Origin of the sequence: Antiquaquibacter soli (genome assembly GCF_030580675.1) — a bacterium.
Lineage (GTDB): Bacteria > Actinomycetota > Actinomycetes > Actinomycetales > Microbacteriaceae > Rhodoglobus > Rhodoglobus soli.
On record NZ_JAUQUB010000001.1, the window covers coordinates 1,247,522 to 1,268,456 of the forward strand.

Below are 20,935 nucleotides of genomic sequence, written 5' to 3' on the forward strand. Positions count from 1 at the left end.
GCTAACCGTCGCGCGCGACGACCGCACCGCGACACTCGGGTCACGCGGTGACGGCCTTGTCGGCGCGCTTCGGGAACCAGGGGATGATCGGAGACGTCGTCGCCTGGTAGTCCGCGTATTCGGGATACTTCGACTTCGTGATCGACTCGGTGAAGATCGTCGAGCCGATGAAGAGGCCCGTGAGCAGGACGGCGCCGAGCACGGTCCACTGCAGGAGGGAGCCCGCGGCAATGGCGCCGAACAGGAAGAGCGCCCACCACTGCGCCTGCTCGAAGAAGAAGTTCGGGTGGCGCGAGAGCCGCCACAGCCCCGACTGGACGAACCGGGGGCGGAAGTCAGGCCCGCCGGCCTTCTTGGCCTCCTGGAAGTTCCACTGCTGCTGGTCGGCCACGGTCTCGCCGACGAGGAGCGCGAGGAAGAGCGCCGTGACGAGGGCGTCGAGGACGCCGAAGGGGGTGTCGCGGTGCTCGAACGCCGTGAGAGCGGGGAGCGTGATGAGAACGAGGATCGCGTTCTGGTAGAGAACGATGAACAGCAGGTTGAAGACCTCGAACTGGAGACGCGACATCCGGGCCCGCAGAATCGGCCAGCGGTAGTCCTCGGTGCCGGAGTAGCCGCCCTTGCGCGCGAAGTTGAAGGTGAGGCGGGCTCCCCACAGCGTCACGAGCACCGCCATGACGTTCAGGCGGGCATCCGCGAGCCCGGCGAAGGCGGCGAACACCCACACATAGACGACGGGAACGATGGACCAGAGCCGGTCGACCCAGGAGTGCTCGCGCGTGATGAGCGAGGTGATCCAGGTGAAGGCGCACACCACAGCGGCGATGATGAGGACGGCGACGAGAGGGGTCATGCCCGCATCATACTTCCCGGATGCCCCTGCCTCCGCCTCTCGCTAGACTCGCCTCGTGGGAGCGGTCCGGGCAGGCGAAGTGTCGAGTCGCATCCTGACCGTCCCGAATCTCCTGAGTTTCCTCCGCCTCGCCCTCGTACCCGTCTTCCTGGCGCTCATCATCCAGGGGCAGGACGCCCTTGCGCTCCTCGTGCTCGTCATCTCGAGCGTGACCGACTTCCTGGACGGGTTGATCGCCCGGACCTTCCGGCAGGTCTCTCGCCTCGGCCAGCTGCTCGACCCGGCGGCGGACCGACTGTTCATCTTCGCGGCGCTCATCGGTCTCGCGGTGCGCGAGGTCATTCCGTGGTGGCTCTTCGTCGTCATCGTGTCGCGCGATGCGATGCTCATCGTCCTCGGGATCGTGCTCGCCAACCACGGCTTCGGTCCCCTTCCGGTGCACCACCTCGGTAAGGTCGCCACCCTCTGCCTGTTCTACGCACTCCCGATCCTCATGCTCGGGGAGGCCTTCCCGACGGCCTCCTGGCTCACCGATCCGATCGGTTGGGCCTTCGCGATCTGGGGTGCGTTCCTTTATTGGTGGGCTGGCGTGGTCTATCTCGTCGAGACGGTGCGGGTGATCCAGATTCCACGGGTCGAGGTCGGCTCGGGATCGGATACGCTGGATGGCTAACCGGAGCGTAGAGGAGGGTCGCTATGGCAGACGATGAGAAGGATCGCATCGCCGGAACTCCCTCGAGCGACGACACGACAGTGCACTACGGCGACGAGTTCGCCGCGCAGTTGGCCGCTCTCGATGGTGATGTCTCGACCGAGGAGGTCGACGCGATCGCGGCGCTTCCTTCGGGTTCCGCCCTGCTCGTCGTGCGGCGCGGGCCCAATATCGGCGCGCGGTTCCTCCTTGACGCAGACGTGACGACGGTGGGTCGGCACCCCGAGGCCGACATCTTCCTCGACGACGTCACGGTGTCGCGGCGCCATGCGGAGTTCCTCCGTCACGGCACGGCCTTCCAGGTCAAGGACCTCGGTTCCCTCAACGGCACGTACTTCGACGGCGTGCGAATCGACACCGCCCTGCTGAGCGACGGGGCCGAGGTGCAGGTGGGCAAGTTCCGCCTGACGTTCTACGCCTCGCGGCTCGACCTCGCTCACCTGGCTGGCCGGTAGTGGCCCGCAGTGCAGCCCAGGCCCGAGTGCCTGGGGGCCCGAGCCTTCTCAGCATCGGACAGGTACTCGCGAAGCTGAACCCTGAGTTCCCCGATCTCACTCCCTCTAAGCTGCGATTCCTCGAGGAGCGCCAGCTCGTCTCCCCGGCGCGCACCGAGTCGGGCTACCGCAAGTTCTCGGCGGCTGACATGGAGCGGTTGCGGTTCGTGCTCACCATGCAGCGCGACCACTACTTGCCCCTCAAGGTCATCCGCGGCTATCTCGCCGAGATGGACGCCGGCCGCACGCCGGAGCTCCCGGGGGGCAGCGTTCCTTCGCCGTCGATGCTCTCGAGCGAGCGCCGCTTCACGAAGGATGAACTCATTCGGGAGGCCGGGGCGAACGCCTTGCTGCTCGGTGATGCGGTGTCCGCGTCCCTCATCCTTCCGTCGGACGTTTACGGCGAGGATGCCCTGGCCGTCCTCAAATCGCTCGTCGAGCTTCAGCGTTCCGGAATCGAGCCGCGGCACCTCCGCGGATTCCGCGCCGCGGCCGAGCGGGAGCTCGGACTCATCGAGAACGCCCTCATGCCTGTCTCCCGGCGCAAGGACGCGTCGAGCCGGGCTCGAGCCGCCGAGATGGCGCGGGAGATCGCGGGGCAGCTCGAGGTGGTGCGGAGCAGTCTCATCCGATCCGCACTGACTCGTCTCGATTCATAGAGCGGTCCGGTCGGATTCGTAGTAGCGTCGAATGAATCCGACACGCCCGGCCGGTGTCGGCGATCGGTAGCCGTCGAGACTACCGTGGGGTTGCACCGAAGATTAACTATCAAGTGCAACATGAAGGTTCGGCTTGTCAGAAGGGGCCCGGTCATGACTGAACTCAGCCGTAACGAGGAGACTCGCTACGACCTCGGTCTTCTCTTCACTGACGGCATGCCGGAACTGGATGACGCCGCCGGCTACCGGGGAGCGGTCGCCGCCCGCGCAGCGGGCATCAGCTACCGCCAGCTCGACTACTGGGCTCGCACGCAGCTGGTCGAGCCGACTGTTCGCGGCGCCGCCGGATCGGGTTCTCAGCGCCTCTACGGTTTCCGCGACATCCTCGTGCTCAAGCTTGTGAAGCGACTCCTCGACACGGGCATCTCGCTCCAGCAGATCCGAGTGGCCGTCAATCAGCTCCGCGAGGCGGGCATCAACGACCTCGCCCAGACCACGCTCATGAGCGACGGCGCGAGCGTATACCTGTGCACCTCCAACGACGAGGTCATCGACCTCGTCAGCCGCGGTCAGGGCGTCTTCGGGATCGCCGTCGGCAAGGTCCTCCGAGAGGTCGAGCACGATCTCGTCGAGCTCGACTCCGTCGCGGCTGAAGACCCGATGGACGAGCTCGCCAAGCGCCGAGCGGCGCGCGCCGCGAGCTAGCCGCTCGCCATTTGGCGCGACGTGAACCGCTAAGCGGTCTCGTTCGCGAAGTCGCCGATCCGCGCCGTCCGCATGACCCTCTCCAGGAGCTGGTCGAAGTTGCGGGACATCTCCTGCGCGCTCTCGCCGGGCCACACGTGCAGCGGCTTCGCGGCGCCCTGGGCCTGCTGGAGGGAGGTCCGCTCGGGCAGTTGCGGGCTGAGCACGAGCGGGCCGAACATGTCGCGCAGCTCCTTGATGCGGAACTGGTGCTCGAGCGACTGCGAGCGCAGTCGGTTCACGATGATGCCGAGCGGCTGCAGCCGGGGAGAGAGGCCGCGGCGGATCTCCTCGATCGCGCGAAGAGCGCGATCTGCCGCCGCGACGGAGAACAGGCCGGGTTCGGTGACGATCGTCACGCGGTCGCTCGCCGCCCACGCCGTACGGGTGAGTGCGTTGAGGGATGGTGCGCAGTCGATGAGCACGAGGTCGTAGTCGGCCTCGACGTTGGCGAGCGCCTCCTCGAGCTTCCAGATGTCGCGGATGCTCGGGTGGGGGCCATCGAAGTTGATTGCGGACGGGGAGCCGATGAGGACGTCCACCTTGCCCGGGCGCCCCTTCGTCCACCCGCTCGGCGCGATCGCGGAGCGCACGATCTTCTCCTTGGGAGACGCGAGCACGTCGGCGACGTTGAGGTGACCGGAGACGTCGATGTCCATGCCGGTCGAGACATCCGACTGGGGGTCGAGGTCGACCACGAGAGTACGGAGCCCGCGGGCGAATGCGGCGGACGCGAGCCCGAGCGTCACCGTGGTCTTTCCCACGCCCCCCTTGAGGGAGCTGACGCTGAGTACGTGCACGAGTAACGACGATACCTTCACTCGTCTTAAAGAACCTAAATCGTGACCCCCGTTTCGGGCTCATCAAGGTCAATTGCCAGCGTTCTCACGCCCTAGGCTTGAGAGGTCAAGGGAAGGGACCGGATGTTCAAGAAGATCCTCGTAGCGAACCGTGGCGAGATTGCGATCCGCGCGTTCCGCGCCGCATTCGAGCTGGGAGCGAAGACCGTCGCGGTCTTCCCGTACGAGGACCGGAACTCCATGCACCGGTTGAAGGCCGACGAGGCCTACCAGATCGGGGAGCCCGGGCATCCCGTTCGCGCCTACCTCGATGTCTCGGAGATCATCCGCGTCGCCAAGGAGTCGGGTGCGGATGCGATCTACCCCGGGTACGGCTTCCTCTCCGAGAACCCCGACCTCGCGCAGGCCGCTGCCGACGCCGGCATCACGTTCATCGGCCCGCCGACGAAGGTGCTCGAGATGGCGGGCAACAAGGTCACCGCGAAGGAGCACGCGATCGCCTCGGGCGTGCCCGTGCTCAAGTCGACCCCCGCGTCGCGCGACATCGAGGAACTGCTGCGCGGAGCCGACGAGATCGGGTTCCCGATCTTCGCGAAGGCCGTCGCGGGCGGTGGGGGTCGCGGGATGCGCCGCGTGAACACCCGCGAAGAGCTCCGCCCGGCGCTCGAAGAGGCCATGCGCGAGGCCGACAGCGCGTTCGGCGACCCGACGATGTTCCTCGAGCAGGCAGTCGTCCGGCCGCGGCACATCGAGGTCCAGATCCTCGCGGACGCGACGGGGGAGACCGTGCACCTCTTCGAGCGAGACTGCTCCGTCCAGCGCCGACACCAGAAGGTCATCGAGATCGCTCCGGCGCCGAACCTCGACGAGTCCACCCGCCAGGCGATGTACCGCGACGCGATCGCGTTTGCGAAGTCCATCGGCTACGTCAACGCCGGCACGGTCGAGTTCCTCCTCGACACGGCGGGGGAGCGCAAGGGCCAGCATGTCTTCATCGAGATGAACCCGCGCATCCAGGTCGAGCACACCGTGACCGAGGAGGTCACGGACGTCGACCTCGTCCAGTCGCAGATGCGCATCGCCTACGGTATGACGCTCAAGGAGCTCGGTCTGGAGCAGGAGGACCTGCACCTGCGGGGCGCTGCCCTCCAGTGCCGCATCACGACGGAGGACCCGGCGTCCGGGTTCCGCCCGGACACCGGCAAGATCACCACCTACCGCTCGCCCGGGGGCGCGGGAATCCGGCTCGACGGCGGAACCGTCGCCGCGGGAGCCCAGATCTCGCCGCACTTCGACTCGATGCTCGTGAAGATGACGTGCCGTGGGCGTGACTTCCGCGCCGCGGTTCTCCGGGCCCGCCGCGGACTCGCGGAGTTCCGCCTGCGGGGCGTGACGACGAACATCCCGTTCCTCCAGGCCGTGCTCGACGACCCCGACTTCGTCGCCGGCGACCTCAGCACCTCGTTCATCGAGGAGCGCCCCTGGCTCGTGCGCGGTCGCTCGTCGAAGGACCGCGGCACGAAGGTGCTCAACTGGCTCGCGGATGTCACGGTCAACCAGCCCAACGGCGACGGCGCGGGAGTCATCAGCCCGATCCTCAAACTCCCGGCCGTCGATCTCGAGCAGCCCGCGCCCGCGGGATCGCGTCAGCGGCTTCTCGAGCTCGGGCCTCAGGGCTTCGCCGAGGCGCTGCGCCAGCAGACCGCCCTCGCCGTGACGGAGACGACCTTCCGCGACGCCCATCAGTCCCTCCTCGCCACCCGGGTGCGCACGCGCGACCTCGTCGCGGTCCTCCCGCATGTCGCCCGGCTCACCCCTCAGCTGCTTTCTGTGGAGGCCTGGGGCGGCGCGACCTACGACGTCGCACTCCGGTTCCTCGGCGAGGACCCGTGGGAGCGCCTCGTCGCGATGCGCGAGGCACTCCCCAACATCGCCATCCAGATGCTCCTGCGCGGTCGCAACACTGTCGGCTATACGCCGTACCCCACCGAGGTCACCGACGCCTTCGTTCGTGAGGCCGCCGCGAGCGGGGTCGACATCTTCCGGATCTTCGACGCGCTCAACGACGTGTCGCAGATGAGGCCGGCCATCGACGCCGTGCTCGCGACCGGCACATCCGTAGCCGAGGTCGCGGTCTGCTACACCGGCGACCTGCTGGACCCCAACGAGAAGCTCTACACCCTCGACTACTACCTGCGCCTCGCGGAGCAGATCGTCGACGCCGGTGCGCACATCCTGGCTGTCAAGGACATGGCCGGCCTTCTCCGGGCCGAGGCGGCCTTCGAGCTCGTGTCGGCCCTGAGGTCTCGCTTCGACCTGCCCGTGCACGTCCACACGCATGACACCGCGGGCGGGCAGCTCGCCACGCTCCTCGCGGCCTCGCGCGCCGGTGCGGATGCCGTGGACGTCGCGAGCGCGCCGATGGCGGGTACGACGAGCCAGCCCTCTGCGTCCGCTCTCGTCGCCGCTCTCGCGCACACCGAGCGCGACACCGGGATCTCGCTGCAGGCGGTCTCCGACCTGGAGCCGTACTGGGAGGCGGTGCGCCACGTCTACAAGCCCTTCGAGTCGGGACTGCCCGGACCGACGGGTCGCGTGTACAAGCACGAGATCCCCGGCGGTCAGTTGTCGAACCTTCGCCAGCAGGCGATCGCGCTCGGACTGGGCGACCAGTTCGAGAAGGTGGAGGACTGGTACGCGGCTGCCAACCGCATCCTCGGCCGCCCGCCGAAGGTGACGCCGTCGTCCAAGGTCGTCGGCGATCTGGCCCTCGCACTCGCGGCGGCCAACGCCGACCCGGACGACTTCGAGCAGAACCCGGAGAAGTACGACATCCCCGACTCGGTCGTCGGTTTCATGGCAGGAGAGCTCGGCGAGCTGCCGGGCGGCTGGCCCGAGCCGTTCCGTACCAAGGTTCTCGCCGGGCGCACCGTGAAGATCGGGGTCGAGCCCCTCTCGGCAGAGGACGCGGCCGCTCTCGAGGGCGACTCGACGGAACGCCGTGCGGCCCTCAACCGCCTGCTATTCCCCGCTCCCACGAAGATCTTCGAACAGGTGCGCGAGACCTACGGCGACCTGTCGGTTCTCGACACGACCGACTACCTGTACGGATTGCGTCAGGGCTTCGAGCACGTCGCCGAGATTGAGAAGGGCGTGAGCCTGTACGTCGGCCTCGAGGCGATCGGCGAAGCGGATGACAAGGGCATGCGCACCGTCATGGCGACGCTCAACGGGCAGCTGCGCCCCGTTTTCGTGCGCGACCTCAGCATCACGGTCGACACGAAGTCGGCGGAGAAGGCGGATGCCTCCAAGCCCGGGCACGTCCCGGCGCCCTTCTCCGGGGTGGTGACACTCCAGGTCGCCGAGGGGGACACGGTCACGGCCGGGCAGAGCGTGGCATCCATCGAGGCCATGAAGATGGAGGCGGCGATCACCGCCGGCATCTCGGGAACGGTCAAGCGGCTCGCCGTTCCGGCGACTCAGCAGGTCGACGCCGGCGATCTCCTGCTGGAGATCGAGCCGTAGCCCAGCAGCTCAGGGCAACGCACCCGCCCGACACGGTAAACTGGGGTGTTTTTGCACTGAAGGAGATTCGGCTGTGGCCACGACTAGCAAGAAGGGCGGCGACTCCGGGAGCCCGGATGCCGCGCCGTCGACGTCGGACGGGCTGGCTCTGACCGAGGACGTGACGTTCACGGTATCGCTGCCCGTCGTGCCCCACGAGGCGCCCGAGGACGAGGCGGCAGTGGCGATCGACGAGGTCGCCATCACGCCCGTCACCCTCACCGCGGACGGCCCCACGACGACGACCATCACGCTCGTCGCCGAGGAGGTCGCTGTGGTGCCCGAGGAGCCCGTCGAGGAGGAGCCGGTCATCCCGGCGCTCCCCGAGCCCGACCAGGTCTACACCCGGCGGGGTCGAGCGCGCGGTGCCGTCTCCCCGACGCCGGAACCGGCGGCGATGCTGACCGCCGAGAGGCTCGTCACGCCTCCCAAGCGCGGTCGCAAGCCCGCCCCCGAGGGCTTCCTGCAGGCGCTCCTCTACCGCGCCACCTTCGGACTCGTGAACGTCGGCGACTCGCTCGCCGCCCGCCAGCGCAAGGCCCTGGATGCTCGCATCGGCAAGCACTTCGAGGGCGGTACCCGTTTCGTCGCCGTCGTGACGCGCAAGGGCGGCGTCGGTAAGACGACGATCAGCACCCTTCTCGGCATGGCCATGGCCGACGTGCGCGAGGACCGGGTGATCGCCATCGACGCGAACCCTGACCGCGGTACCCTGGCCGAGCGCGTGGCCAAGCAGACCCGCGCCACCGTGCGCGACGTGGTCACGCGTGCGCCCTCGATCCAGGCGTTCAGCGAGTTCCAGACGCTCATCTCCCGCGACCAGACTCGGCTCGACGTGCTCGCGTCGGACTCGGATCCCCTCGTGTCGGAGGCGTTCGACGAGAACGGCTACAACGTCGTCGCCGACGTCGCGGAGCGGTTCTACTCGGTCGCGATCACCGACTGCGGAACGGGAATCGTCCACTCGGTCATGCGGGCGACCCTGCAGCGCGCCGACTCGATCGTCGTCGTGTCCGGGGGCAGTGTGGACGAGGCGCGGCTGGCGTCCGAGACCCTCACGTGGCTCGAGTCGAACGGATACGCCGATCTCGTCCAGAACGCGGTCGTCGCATTGAACACGGCGACCCAGGGAACCAACCTCGTCAAGCTCGAGGAGATCGAGGCGCACTTCCAGTCCCGGGTTCGGGACATCGTCCGCATCCCGTACGACCCCTCGCTCGCGACCGGGTCCCTCATCCGCTACGCCGACCTCAAGCCGATCACGCGCGACGCGGCGCGGGAACTCGCCGCCCTCGTCGTCGACGGCCTGCCCGAGCAGCGGGTCATCTAGTGGCCGAACGCGAGATCCGCATCTTCGGAGATCCGGTCCTCCGGTCGGTGTGCGACCCGGTGCGTCCCGGCGATCCGCGGGCTGCCGCCCTCGTCGCCGATCTCCTGGACACGGTGCGCGTGCCCGGGCGCGCCGGCGTCGCGGCGAACCAGATCGGCGTCGGCTTGCGTGCCTTCAGCTACAACGTCGATGACGAGGTGGGCTACATCATCAACCCGGAGCTCGTCGAGGTCTCGGGGGAGCCGGAGCTCGTCGACGAGGGATGTCTCTCTGTGCCGGGCTTCTACTTCCCCCGGCGCCGCTACCCGTTCGCTCGCGTGCGCGGGGTAGACCTCGAGGGCAATCCGGTCGAGCTCAGCGGAGAGGGCCTCATGGCCCAGGCGCTCCAGCACGAGGTCGATCACCTCGACGGTCACCTCTACATCGAGGGTCTCGAGCCGGAGACCAAGCGCGAGGCCATGCGCTCGATCCGGCAGGCGCCCTGGTACTGACCGGGCGCCCGCCGGCTCGACGCTAGCGCGGGATCGAGATCCCCTCGGTGGGGGCACCCGCGTACATGTCCTCGATCACGTCGGCGAAGTCGGTGAGGATGACGTTGCGCTTGATGCTGAGCTTCGGTGTGAGGTGACCGCTCGCCTCCGTCAGGTCCGCATCGAGCACGTGGAACTTGCGGATCGACTCGGCGCGCGAGACGGTCGCGTTCGCGGCATCGACGGCCCGTTGGATCTCGGCGAGGACCGCCGGGTGCTTCGCTGCGTCGGTCACGCTCATTGACGAGTCGAGCTCGTTGTTGCCGAGCCAGGTCGGAAGCATCTCCTCGTCGAGCGTGACGAGAGCCGAGACGAAGGGCTTCTGATCGCCGACGACGATCACCTGGCCGATGATCGGGTTCGCGCGGATCGGGTCCTCGAGCGCGGCCGGAGCGACGTTCTTGCCGCCCGCCGTGACGATGATCTCCTTCTTGCGTCCCGTGATCTGGAGGTAGCCGTCCTCGTCGATCTCGCCGATGTCGCCGGTCTTGAACCACCCGTCCTCGAAGGTGTCCTTCGTCGCGGCCTCGTTGTTCCAGTAGCCGTCGAAGACGCAGACGCCCTTGACCTGGATCTCTCCGTCGTCGGCGATGCGCACGGAGTTGCCGGGCAGCGGCGGTCCGACCTTGCCGATCTTGAAGTTCGAGGGCACGTTGACCGACACCGGCGCCGTCGTCTCCGTGAGGCCGTAGCCCTCGAGGATCGTGAGCCCGAGGCTGCGGTAGAAGTGCCCGAGCCGCAGGCCCAGGGGCGCGGAGCCGGACACCGCGTACGCGGCACGACCGCCGAGGGCCGCGCGGATCTTGCTGAGGACGAGGCGGTCGAACAGGGCGAACTGCAGCTTCAGCCCGAGCGGCACATGTCCGGCGTCGACAGCCTTCGAGTGCGCGATCGCGACATCCGCGGCCTTCCGGAAGATCTTGCCCTTGCCGCCGGCCTCGGCCTTCTGCTCCGACGAGTTGTACACCTTCTCGAAGACGCGCGGAACCGCGAGCAGGAACGTCGGCTTGAACGATCCCATCGACGGCACGAGCTGCTTCGTGTCAGCCTGGTGGCCGACCTTGACCCCGCCGTGCACCGCGAGCACCGAGATGAAGCGGGCGAAGATGTGGGCGAGCGTGATGAACAGCAGCGTGCTCGAGTCGGGGTTCACGACCTCCGGGATACGCGCTTGAGCGTTGCGGCTCAACTCGACGAAGTTCGAGTGCGTGATGATGCAGCCCTTCGGCTTGCCGGTCGTCCCCGAGGTGTAGATGAGGGTTGCGAGGTCGGAACCCTTCGCGAGATTGCGCCTGCGCTCGATCTCCTCGTCGGTGACGTCGCCGCCCGAGGCCGCGAGCTTGTCGAGGTCGCCGAGGTCGATCTGCCAGACGTTGCGGAGTGCCGGCACATCGGCCCGGATCTCGTCGAAGCGCGCGAAGTGCTCCGGAGTCTCCGTGATGATGCCGGTCGCACCGGAGTCGGTGAGGTTCCAGAGGATCTGTGCGGGGGCGCTCGTCTCGTAGATCGGCACGAGCACCGCGCCCGCGAACCACGTCGCGAAGTCGATGAGCGTCCACTCGTAGCGGGTCTTGCACATCAGGCCGATCTTGTCGCCCGGTTCGACGCCGGCGGCGACGAGTCCCTTGGCCAGAGACCGCACCTGCGCGAGGAACTCCGAGGCGGTGACATCCGACCATCCGCCATCGGAGGTCGGGAGGGAGAACAGGGGCCGGTCCGGGGTGGCGGCGACCCGGTCGATCAGCAAGTCGGTGGCGTTTGCCTCCGGATCGGCGGCGACGAGGGCTGGTACGTCGAACTGTTTCACGGCAACTCCTTTGGTACCGGTCGGGGTCGTTTTACCTACTCTAACCGGGCTATCCTCGCGAAACCACGCGCGCTGAGGCCGGTAAGCTCGTGACCCGTGCATGCCATCGGAATCGACATCGGCGGGACCAAGATCGCGGGAGCGGTCGTCACCGAGGACGGGCGCATCGTCGCCGAGGATCGGGTCGCGACGGAGGCGGGCGATTCCGAGGCGATCATCGAGGCCGTCGTATCGATGGTCACGAAGCTCTCGATCGGGCAGACCATCGTCGCGGCCGGCGTCGCCGCACCGGGATTCATCGACAGCGCGCAGTCGACGGTCTACTACACGCCGAACATCAGCTGGCGCAACGAGCCCCTGCGCGATCGGCTGACTCGCCGGCTCGGCATCGACGTGACGATCGACAACGACGCGAACGCCGCGGGCTGGGCGGAGTACCGCTTCGGCGCGGGCCGAACGGTGAAGGACATGACGATGCTGACGATCGGGACGGGCGTCGGCGGGGCGATCGTCAGTGAGGGGCGCTTGTTCCGCGGTGGTTTCGGCGCCGGTGCCGAGCTCGGCCACATGCGACTGATCCCCGAGGGGCTGCCGTGCGGGTGCGGCGCCCGCGGCTGCATCGAGCAGTACGGTTCCGGCCGAGCTCTCCTGCGACTCGCCAACGAGATCGCCGACGTGGGCGGGATCGGGCTCGCCCTCGCGGATGCCCGGCGCGAGCACGGCGCGCTCGACGGCCGCATCGTCGGCGAGCTCATCGCGGCGGGCGACCCGGGCGCTGTGCACGCGCTCGAACAACTCGGTCACTGGCTCGGGCAGGCCTGCGCAAGCCTCAGCGCCATTCTTGACCCCGAGGTCTTCGTCTTCGGCGGCGGTGTCGCCGTCGCCGGCGATCTCCTTCTCGACCCCGTTCGGGAGGCCTACCGCCAGCATCTGCCCGCGCGCGGCTATCACCCCGAGCCCGACTTCGTGATCGCCGAGCTCGTCAACGACGCGGGGGTCGTGGGGGCGGCGGACCTCGCCCGCATCCACGCTCGCGCGATGTAGGGCGCGGTAGAGTAGTCAGTCGTTCGGCGTCGGCGACAGGGAGTGGTGCGATGTTCTACTGGTTCATGAAGAACCTCGTCGCGGGACCGCTGCTGAAGACGGTGTTCCGGCCGTGGGTGACCGGGGCGGAGAACATCCCGAAGACCGGGGGAGTGATCCTCGCATCCAACCACCTGTCGGTGATCGACTCGATCTTCCTTCCGCTGGTGATCGACCGCCGCATCTACTTCCTCGCCAAGAGCGACTACTTCGTGGGCAAGGACCTCAAGGGGTGGCTCGTCAAGCACTTCCTGCTCGGCACGGGCATGCTGCCGATCGATCGGTCCGGCGGGAAGGCGTCCGAAGCATCCCTCAACACCGGGCTCGACGTGCTCGCCAAGGGCGACGTCCTCGGCATCTATCCGGAGGGCACTCGGAGTCCCGACGCGAAGCTCTACCGCGGCCGCACCGGCGTAGCTCGCATGATCCTCGAGGCGCACGTGCCCGTCGTCCCTGTGGCGATGATCGACACCGAGAAGGTCATGCCGATCGGCAGCAAGCTTCCGAAGGTGCGCCGGATCGGGATCGTGTTCGGCGAGCCGCTCGACTTCTCGAGGTTCGAGGGGCTGGAGGGCGACCGGTTCATTCTCCGGTCGATCACCGACGAGATCATGTACGAGCTCAGCCGCATCAGCGGTCAGGAGTACGTCGACGTGTATGCGTCGTCCGTGCGGGAGAAGCTCGGCCGCCGCTGAACTGCGACCGCGAGATGGCACCAGCGGCTGCCGCTAAGCTCGATCCTCGGGGCGCTTCCCGACCCCGACTCTCGCGCTAAGGAATTCCCGTGGTTGATCCGACCGAACCCGTCGTGCTCGCTGACCCTGCTGTGATCGCCGGGCTCGACCACTGGCGGACTCTGCCGATCAAACAGCAGCCCGAGTGGCCGGACTCCGATGCCGTGGGGGAAGCCTCCGCCAAGATCGCGACCCTCCCGCCGCTCGTCTTCGCCGGCGAGGTCGACATCCTCCGCGAGCGGCTGGCCAAGGCCGCCCAGGGCGACGCTTTCCTCCTGCAGGGGGGTGACTGCGCCGAGACCTTCGCCGGAGCGACCGCTCAGCAGATCCGCGACCGCGTCAAGACGATCCTTCAGATGGCCGTAGTCCTCACCTATGGCGCTTCCAAGCCGATCGTCAAGATGGGGCGAATGGCGGGGCAGTTCGCCAAGCCGCGCTCGAGCGACACGGAGACGCGCGGCGAGGTGACCCTGCCCGCCTACCGGGGCGACATCGTCAACGGGTACGACTTCACCCCGGAGTCCCGTCAGGCCGATCCGGCCCGGCTCGTCGAGGGTTACCACACCGCGGCGTCGACGCTGAACTTGGTGCGCGCCTTCACGCAGGGGGGCTTCGCGGACCTCCGCCAGGTGCACTCCTGGAACAAGGGCTTCGCGTCGAACCCGGCGAACCGGCGGTACGAGCAGGTGGCCGCAGAGATCGACCGCGCGATCAAGTTCATGGAGGCCGCCGGCGCGGACTTCGATGAGCTCAAGCGCGTCGAGTTCTACACCGGTCACGAGGGGCTCCTCATGGACTACGAGCGCCCCATGACGCGGATCGACTCCCGTACGGGCACCGCCTACAACACGAGCGCGCACTTCCTGTGGATCGGCGAGCGGACGCGAGACCTCGATGGGGCGCACGTCGATTACTTCTCCCGTGTCCGCAACCCGATCGGCGTCAAGCTCGGGCCCTCGACGACGCCCGACACGATGAAGCAGCTCATCGACAAGCTGGACCCCGAGCGCGAGCCGGGTCGTCTCACCTTCATCACTCGCATGGGTGCGGGCAAGGTCCGGGATGCCCTGCCTCCTCTGCTCGAAGCGATCAAGTCGGTCGACGCCACGCCGCTGTGGGTCACCGACCCCATGCACGGCAACGGGCTCACGACGCCGAACGGCTACAAGACGCGACGTTTCGACGACGTGGTCGACGAGGTCAAGGGTTTCTTCGAGGCGCACAAGGCGGCGGGCACCTACCCGGGGGGTATCCACGTGGAGCTCACGGGCGACGATGTCACCGAGTGCCTGGGCGGGTCCGAGCAGATCGACGAGAAGACGCTCGCGACGCGCTACGAGTCGCTGTGCGACCCGCGCCTCAACCACATGCAGTCGCTCGAGCTCGCATTCCTGGTCGCGGAGGAGCTCACCGCTCTGTGAGCGGAGACCCGGGCGCGTCAGCGAGCTAGATCTGCCCCGTGATCGTCACGGTGGAGCCTCGCTTGGCCATCTCCCCAGGGCCCGGGTTCGTGCTCGCGACAACGGCCAGATTGTTGTCCCAGGATGCCTCGGGGATGAGGCTGTTGACCTCCACCACGAATCCCGCGGCCTCGAGCTCAGCCTTCGCCGCGGCGATGTTGTCGCCGATCACATCGGGCACCTGGACCAGGTCGGGACCGCGAGAGACGATGAGGGTCACCGAATCGTTCACTCGGAAGACCCGTCCGACACCGTCAGCGTTGAGCTCGGGGTCGATCCGGGAGACCGCGCCCGCGGGAACGTCGCTGAACTCCTCCGGCCCGGTCGACGCGGTGAGGCCCACTCCCGCGAGCACCTGGGTGGCCTCCTCCGGGCTCATCCCGGTCACGTCGGGGAGGGGGCCGGCGGACACGATGAGCGTCACGGCCTGCAGCTCGCCGTACTCGGCTACTCCGGTCAAGCTCGTCCCATCAGCAGCGAGCGCGTCGATCACCAGCCCCTGGGCCACCGTGCCGTCGAACTGGCGGATGATGGGGTCCGCGAGGGTGAAGGGTGCGGCCTCGATCGCCGCCTGGGCATCGGCCTCGGTCATCCCCGCAAAGGCCGGGACAGGCAAGGGCTTCGGGCCGGTCGAGATGAGGAGCTGCACCTCGGTGCCCCGACCCACCGCCGTGCCGATCGGGGGATCGGTGTCGGCGACGAGCCCCGCCTCGACGGTGGGAGAGGATGCCTGGCCCTGCTGCGGGTTCACGGTCAGGCCGAGCTCGGTCAGCGCTTGAGTGGCTTCTGCGGGGGTCATCCCCGCCAGGTCCTCGGGGAGCGTCACCCGGGAGCCGGGCCCGGCGCCGAACCACCAGCCGAGGAGGGCGGCGAGGACGGCGAGGACGGCGACGGCGCCGAAGATCCACCACCCCCGCTTGCGGCGCGAACTGGCGGTGCTCGCGAGCGCGGCGGCCGCCGGCGCTTCTAGAACGGGTGCCGTCGAGGCCCGTCGAGAGCCGAGCACCTGGGTCTCCGCTGTCGTGTGGACGGCGGGCGTCGCACTCGGCATGACCATCGTCCGCTGCACCGTGGTCGCCGCCGTGGGCGACGCGGTCATGAGCGCGGAGTGCGTCTCGAAGAGCCGGTCGAGCAGGGCACGGGCATCCTTCGGGCGATCCTCGGGGTCGCGGGCAGTCGCCCACAGCACCAGTTCGTCGAGTTCGACCGGGACTCGCGGGTTACGCGAACTCGGCGCGGGAACGGAGTCGTTCGCGTGCTGGTAGGCGATCTGCATGGGCTGCTCGCCCTTGAAGGGCTGCTCGCCCACGAGCATCTCGAACATCATGATGCCGAGTGCGTAGATGTCGCTGCGGGTGTCGGCCACCCCGCGCGTGACGAGTTCGGGGGAGAGGTAGGCGATCGTGCCGAGGAGTGCCGCACCGGTGGCCGTGTTAGCGGTCGCCGCGCGGGCGAGGCCGAAGTCGCTGATCTTGATGCGCCCGTCGTCGGCCAGAAGGATGTTCTCCGGCTTGAGATCGCGGTGGACGATCCCGGCCTTGTGGGCCGCCGCGAGGCCGGAGAGCACGGCTTCCATGATGTCGAGCGTCTGCTCGGTCGTCAGGATGCGGTGCTCCTGGAGCAGCTCGCGAAGCGTGATGCCGGGGAGGTACTCCATGACGAGGTACGCCATGTCGCTGTCCTGGCCCTGATCGAACACGTTGACGACGTTGGGGTGCGCGAGTCGCGCGGCGGACCGCGCCTCCTGGATGAACCGTTCCTTGAACTGGCTGTCGTCGGCCAGGTGGCCGTGCATGATCTTGATCGCGACCCGTCGCTCGAGGCGCAGGTCGGTCGCGAGGTAGACGGTGGCCATGCCCCCGCGGGCGATTCGTGAGCGGACCTGATACCGGCCGTCGAGGAGACGACCGATCATCGGGTCGGTGCTGTGAACGCTCACCGCCCAATTCTAAAGTTGGCGCCCTGCGAGAAAGCCGCTAGACACGGGCTCTCAGCCGAGTTCGGCGAACCAGGCACGGGCCGATTCCTCCCACTTCGCGTAGGCATCCGGGAACGCGGAGATCTGGACGGCCTGGGCGGCGACGGTCAAGGGCATCGACTCCCAGCCGGAGATGTCGAGGAGGCCCCGCGTCGAACCGGCATTGGGGTTGGAGGGTCCGCCGTAGAACAGGCGAGCGGCGTAGGCGGGGGTCGTGAGCTGCTCGACCGTGCCCCAGCCCGAACTCGGGCGCTGCTGGAACAGGCCCACCGAGTCCCGGTCTCCCCAGTTCAGGTTGCGCATGCTCGACTCCTGCATGGCTGTCGCGAGCGCGATGACGATTCCGTAGTCCGGAACCCCGAGTTCGCGGCCGACCTGAATGATGACCGCGGCGTTCGCGCGCATCTCCTCGTCGAGCACGGTGACCGACCCCCCGCTGCTCGCGGGGACGGTTGGTGTTGCACCGCCCGGGATGAGCAGGACGTCGCCCGTGAAGATGAGGCTGTCCCAGGCGAGGCCGTTGGCGTCGAGAAGAGACTGCGTATCTATGCCGTGACGGGCAGCGATTCCGGAGAGCGTATCGCCGGCCACCACGGTGTAGCGGCCGTAGACGGGCTCCGCGGCAGGCGGCTCGCTCGGCGGGGCGGGCTCCGGCGCAGGCTCCTGGTCCGGAGCCGGTGCGACCTCGGGAACGGCGGCTTCGGGGATGACCGCGGCGGCCTCGTCCACGTCGAGTACTCCGGGGATCGCGAGCGTCTGGCCGGGATAGATGATGCTCGACCAGCCGAGTCCGTTCGCGGTGAGGAGCGACAGGGTCGAGACGCCGAAGCGATCGGCGATCGCGCTGATCGTGTCGCCCGACACGATCGTGTATCGACCCGCGGAGGGGGCCGGGCTCTCCGGCTGGGGAACTGCTGGAAGTGCTGAGCCGTTCGTCAGCGTGAGCTTCTGTCCCGGGAAGATGAGAGACGACCAGCTGAGGCCGTTGAGCGCGAGGACGGAGGCGGTGGAGAGGCCGAACCGCGTGGCGATGTCGCTCACGGTGTCGCCCGCCGCCACGGTGTAAGTGGGGGGAGCCGCCGTCGTCGAGCTCACGATCGCGGCAGTCGAGCTGCGCACGGCGTTCGCCGCGGCTGCGACAGCGTCCTTGATGCTCGCGCCGAGCTGCGCGGTCGCGCCGCGGGGCTTGAGCGGTGGCTTGGCGGCGACGGGCTCCACCGAGCCGGTGAGGTTGAGCGTCATAGCGGCCATGGACCCCACGAGGATGATGGGCACGGTGCCCCGCATCGCGCGGTGAGAACGCTCCCGTTCGACGGGTTCGGCGAACTCGGGGGCGAGTCCCTCGAACACGCGGTGCGCGGCGGATTCGGCGTGGCGTGCGGTGGTGTCGGTCATGGTGCCCTTCTCCCGGCCGAGGAGGTCGGCGCCGTCGTGGGATGCGCCCGTCCCAACGTGTCACAAAAGATAAACAGTGTCAATTATCGTGACTGGTGTGATTTGAATTTACCTGCACGAAACAATGGGTCTCGGGTCGTCACGGGCGATCACCCTCGTGCGCCATGGCACGCTTGAGGGGTGACGGACACGCCCGACATCACTTGGTTGACCATCCCTGACCTGACTGAGATCCTCGGCCTCAAGGTGAGCCAGGTTCGCCGCCTGATCGAGGATCGCTCACTCCTGGCGACGCGCGTTGATGGCATCTGGCGCGTGCCCGAGCTGTTCATCGTCAACGGCGAGCCCATGCACGAGCTCAAGGGCACCCTCGTCGTCCTCGGCGACGCGGGATTCACCGACGACGAGGCCATGCACTGGCTGCTGACCGAGGAGGAGAGTCTGGGGACCAGCCCCGTCCTGGCGCTCCTTGCCGGACGCAAAGCGGAGGTCCGCCGGGTCGCGCAGGCTCTCGGGTTCTAGGACGCGCGGCGCGTCACCGTCTCGGCGAGCTGGAGGAGCTGCTGCCGAGACGAGCTCGTGAGCGGAGCATCCCGGATCGCCGCCGTCGCGAGACCGACGTTGTGCGTGATGATCCGCTCGACCTCGTCGACCGCGCCGCAGTCGACGAGCGCAGTCCGGATCATCTGAACCTGTTCAGCGTCGAGCGCGGGATCACCGAGGAGCTCGTCCAGCAGATTCCGCACGGGGGAGGGGAGCCGGGGTCGAGCGAGAGCGATCAGTACGGTCCTCTTGCCCTCGCGCAGGTCGTCGCCCGCGGGCTTGCCCGTGATGGCCGGATCACCGAAGACGCCGAGAAGGTCGTCGCGCAGCTGGTAGGCGACGCCGAGGGGAAGGCCGAACGACCGCAGCGCCGCCAGCTGGGCCTCGGTGGCGCCGCCGAGCGCGCCGCCGATGGCCAAAGGGGCCTCCGCCGTGTACTTCGCCGACTTGTAGACGATGACCCGGTGCGCGCGACTGAGCGCCGTCGACTCCGGATAGGTCGCCCAGGCGTTCTCCTCGAGGATGTCCAGATACTGTCCGGCGGTGACCTCGGTGCGCATCCGCACGAACTCGGAGCGACCGGCACGGGCGGTCGGGAGCGGAAGGCGGGAACCCGCGAGGTCGAAGAGCTCGTCGCTCCAGCCGAGGAGCAGGTCGCCGAGAAGAAGCGCCGCGGATCGCCCGTATGCGGATCCGTCGCCGTGCCAACCCGAGTCGCGGTGGATGCCCTCGAACAGCCGGTGAGCGGACGGTGACCCGCGCCGGGTGTCGGAGTTGTCCATGATGTCGTCGTGGACGAGCGCGGCTGCGTGGAATACCTCGAGAGCGGCCGCGGCGTCGACGATGGCGTCGAGCTCGGCCGGCTCGGGCGACTCGAGGGAGGCGGGGTCGAGCATCCCCGCAACCGACTGCCAGCCCCAGTAGCAGAAGAGTCCGCGGAATCGCTTGCCGCCGGAGAGATACCCGGCCGCGAGGGACATGACATCCGAGAGCTCGGGGGCGACGGTGGTCAACTCAACGCGGCGCTCGGCGAGGAAGTCGTCGATTCTCCGTTGAATGAGGTCAACTAACCGGGTACTCTCAGCCACCCGTCTAGCCTAGCCAGGCACCCGGGCGTACTATGGACTCCCTAGCCGTCCACTCCGGAAGAAGGGAACGAGGATGCCTCTGTCCGAGCAGGAACAGCGCCTTCTGGAAGAGATGGAGCGGAGCCTCTACCAGAACGACGCCGACTTCGTTGCGACGGCGTCTCGTCGAGGTCGGACGAACTACACCTTCGTCGTAGTCGGAGTACTCGTCGCCGTGCTCGGCATCGCCACCCTCATCGCCGGTGTCATCATCCGTCAGCCGCTCGTCGGCGTCCTCGGGTTCGCCATCATGTTCGCCGGAGTGCTCCTCGCGATCGCCCCGCCGCGCCGGGCCGAATCGGCTTCCGGGGCACCGGCATCCTCGCGCGGTCGGGGCCGCTCCTCCACGTCGAGCTCCTCGAGCTTCATGGACAGTCTCAACGAGCGCTGGGATCGCCGTCAGGACGGGCGGGAGTAGCCCGCCCGCCTCCGCCGGCAGCCCTCGCGACCAGGCCAGCCTCCGGGCTGGCCTTTTTCGTGCCCGGATTTTGCCCAAGATGTGGGAAATGCCTCCATTTCCCTCCACCACTGGAGCCCAGTAGATTACTGGGCTGTTTTGCGTTGACGGCGATTGTCAGCCGGATTTTGCTGGTTTTGTGGTGTGAAGTGGAGTAAAGTGGAGGGCACCTGAATCCGGGCCGGAGAGTGAGGGGGTGGTCGCCGTGTTCCTCGGCACCTATTCCCCGAAGCTCGACGACAAGGGGCGCATCATCCTTCCGGCCAAGTTCTGGGATGAGCTCGCGTCCGGCGTCGTCATCACCCGCGGTCAGGAGCGCTGCCTGTACGTGTTCAGCCAGCGCGAGTTCGAGTCGCTGCACGAGAAGATCCGTCAGGCTCCCGTCACGAGCAAGCAGGCCCGAGACTTCCTGCGCCTCTTCCTGTCGGGCGCCAACCAGGAGACGCCCGACAAGCAGCACCGCGTCACGATTCCCCAGGGTCTCCGCGACTACGCGGGGCTCGATCGCGAGCTCACCGTCATCGGCGCCGGCAACCGCGCCGAGATCTGGGACACCGAGTCGTGGAACTCCTACTACGAGAGCGCCGAATCCGACTTCGTCAACACCACGGAGGAGGTGATCCCCGGGCTCTTCTGACATTCCCTGGCGCTGACTCCCAGCCGGC

The 20,935-nt window shown here is 68.0% G+C and carries 19 protein-coding genes; 13 read left to right on the forward strand and 6 right to left on the reverse strand.

Annotated features, from left to right (window positions below):
- Positions 1-40: 40 nt before the first annotated feature.
- Positions 41-853: a DUF1295 domain-containing protein gene (locus tag Q5716_RS06145; protein WP_305002204.1), complete on the reverse strand. Its 813-nt coding sequence runs from the start codon at positions 851-853 to the stop codon at positions 41-43.
- Between the two features lie 79 nt (positions 854-932).
- On the opposite strand from Q5716_RS06145, the gene Q5716_RS06150 reads away from it, so the two are divergent.
- The 4 genes from Q5716_RS06150 (at position 933) to Q5716_RS06165 (ending at position 3,423) form a co-directional block, all read left to right on the forward strand.
- Positions 933-1,526, forward strand: a complete 594-nt coding sequence (locus tag Q5716_RS06150) for a CDP-alcohol phosphatidyltransferase family protein (RefSeq protein ID WP_305002205.1) — start codon at positions 933-935, stop codon at positions 1,524-1,526.
- A 23-nt stretch (positions 1,527-1,549) separates the two neighbouring features.
- Positions 1,550-2,020, forward strand: a complete 471-nt coding sequence (locus Q5716_RS06155) for an FHA domain-containing protein (protein WP_305002206.1) — start codon at positions 1,550-1,552, stop codon at positions 2,018-2,020.
- Positions 2,020-2,718: a transcriptional regulator FtsR gene (gene ftsR, locus Q5716_RS06160; protein ID WP_305002207.1), complete on the forward strand. Its 699-nt coding sequence runs from the start codon at positions 2,020-2,022 to the stop codon at positions 2,716-2,718. Before Q5716_RS06155 ends, ftsR begins: the two co-directional genes overlap by 1 nt.
- Before the next feature lie 153 nt (positions 2,719-2,871).
- Entirely contained in the window at positions 2,872-3,423 is a 552-nt protein-coding gene (locus Q5716_RS06165) for a MerR family transcriptional regulator (protein WP_305002208.1), read from the forward strand.
- Positions 3,424-3,452: 29 nt separating this feature from the next.
- Here the strand turns inward: Q5716_RS06165 and Q5716_RS06170 are convergent, their stop codons facing one another.
- Positions 3,453-4,262: a ParA family protein gene (locus tag Q5716_RS06170; protein WP_305002209.1), complete on the reverse strand. Its 810-nt coding sequence runs from the start codon at positions 4,260-4,262 to the stop codon at positions 3,453-3,455.
- Between the two features lie 123 nt (positions 4,263-4,385).
- On the opposite strand from Q5716_RS06170, the gene Q5716_RS06175 reads away from it, so the two are divergent.
- The 3 genes from Q5716_RS06175 (at position 4,386) to def (ending at position 9,647) form a co-directional block, all read left to right on the forward strand.
- The gene (locus tag Q5716_RS06175) at positions 4,386-7,787 is read left to right on the forward strand and encodes a pyruvate carboxylase (RefSeq protein ID WP_305002210.1); all 3,402 of its coding nucleotides are present in this window, start codon (positions 4,386-4,388) and stop codon (positions 7,785-7,787) included.
- Positions 7,788-7,860: 73 nt separating this feature from the next.
- Positions 7,861-9,156, forward strand: coding sequence for a MinD/ParA family ATP-binding protein (locus tag Q5716_RS06180; protein WP_305002211.1), 1,296 nt, complete (start codon positions 7,861-7,863; stop codon positions 9,154-9,156).
- On the forward strand, positions 9,156-9,647 hold the full coding sequence (gene def / locus Q5716_RS06185; RefSeq protein ID WP_305002212.1) for a peptide deformylase: 492 nt from the start codon (positions 9,156-9,158) through the stop codon (positions 9,645-9,647). The genes Q5716_RS06180 and def overlap by 1 nt, the downstream gene beginning before the upstream one ends.
- 22 nt (positions 9,648-9,669) lie before the next feature.
- On the opposite strand, the gene Q5716_RS06190 is transcribed toward def, so the two are convergent.
- Positions 9,670-11,493, reverse strand: a complete 1,824-nt coding sequence (locus tag Q5716_RS06190; RefSeq protein WP_305002213.1) for an AMP-dependent synthetase/ligase — start codon at positions 11,491-11,493, stop codon at positions 9,670-9,672.
- Positions 11,494-11,589: 96 nt separating this feature from the next.
- Between Q5716_RS06190 and Q5716_RS06195 the strand changes: the two genes are divergently transcribed.
- The 3 genes from Q5716_RS06195 (at position 11,590) to Q5716_RS06205 (ending at position 14,731) form a co-directional block, all read left to right on the forward strand.
- On the forward strand, positions 11,590-12,537 hold the full coding sequence (locus tag Q5716_RS06195; RefSeq protein ID WP_305002214.1) for an ROK family glucokinase: 948 nt from the start codon (positions 11,590-11,592) through the stop codon (positions 12,535-12,537).
- 50 nt (positions 12,538-12,587) lie between these two features.
- Positions 12,588-13,271, forward strand: coding sequence for a lysophospholipid acyltransferase family protein (locus Q5716_RS06200; RefSeq protein WP_305002215.1), 684 nt, complete (start codon positions 12,588-12,590; stop codon positions 13,269-13,271).
- A gap of 89 nt (positions 13,272-13,360) precedes the next feature.
- Complete coding sequence (locus Q5716_RS06205; protein WP_434056590.1) at positions 13,361-14,731, forward strand: class II 3-deoxy-7-phosphoheptulonate synthase; 1,371 nt, start codon at positions 13,361-13,363, stop codon at positions 14,729-14,731.
- A gap of 25 nt (positions 14,732-14,756) precedes the next feature.
- Here the strand turns inward: Q5716_RS06205 and pknB are convergent, their stop codons facing one another.
- A complete protein-coding gene (pknB, locus tag Q5716_RS06210) occupies positions 14,757-16,709 on the reverse strand; it encodes a Stk1 family PASTA domain-containing Ser/Thr kinase (RefSeq protein WP_305002216.1) in 1,953 nt (650 codons plus the stop codon).
- Positions 16,710-16,760: 51 nt separating this feature from the next.
- On the reverse strand, positions 16,761-18,023 hold the full coding sequence (locus Q5716_RS06215; protein WP_434056606.1) for a LysM peptidoglycan-binding domain-containing protein: 1,263 nt from the start codon (positions 18,021-18,023) through the stop codon (positions 16,761-16,763).
- A gap of 300 nt (positions 18,024-18,323) precedes the next feature.
- On the opposite strand from Q5716_RS06215, the gene Q5716_RS06220 reads away from it, so the two are divergent.
- A complete protein-coding gene (locus Q5716_RS06220) occupies positions 18,324-18,665 on the forward strand; it encodes an Rv2175c family DNA-binding protein (RefSeq protein ID WP_305002218.1) in 342 nt (113 codons plus the stop codon).
- Here Q5716_RS06220 and Q5716_RS06225 read toward each other — a convergent pair.
- Entirely contained in the window at positions 18,662-19,774 is a 1,113-nt protein-coding gene (locus Q5716_RS06225; protein WP_305002219.1) for a polyprenyl synthetase family protein, read from the reverse strand. The genes Q5716_RS06220 and Q5716_RS06225 overlap by 4 nt on opposite strands.
- Before the next feature lie 73 nt (positions 19,775-19,847).
- Between Q5716_RS06225 and Q5716_RS06230 the strand changes: the two genes are divergently transcribed.
- Positions 19,848-20,231 (forward strand): SCO2097 family morphological protein, encoded by a 384-nt coding sequence (locus tag Q5716_RS06230; RefSeq protein ID WP_305002220.1) that lies wholly within the window; start codon positions 19,848-19,850, stop codon positions 20,229-20,231.
- Positions 20,232-20,475: 244 nt separating this feature from the next.
- On the forward strand, positions 20,476-20,907 hold the full coding sequence (mraZ, locus tag Q5716_RS06235; RefSeq protein ID WP_305002976.1) for a division/cell wall cluster transcriptional repressor MraZ: 432 nt from the start codon (positions 20,476-20,478) through the stop codon (positions 20,905-20,907).
- Positions 20,908-20,935: the final 28 nt, after the last annotated feature.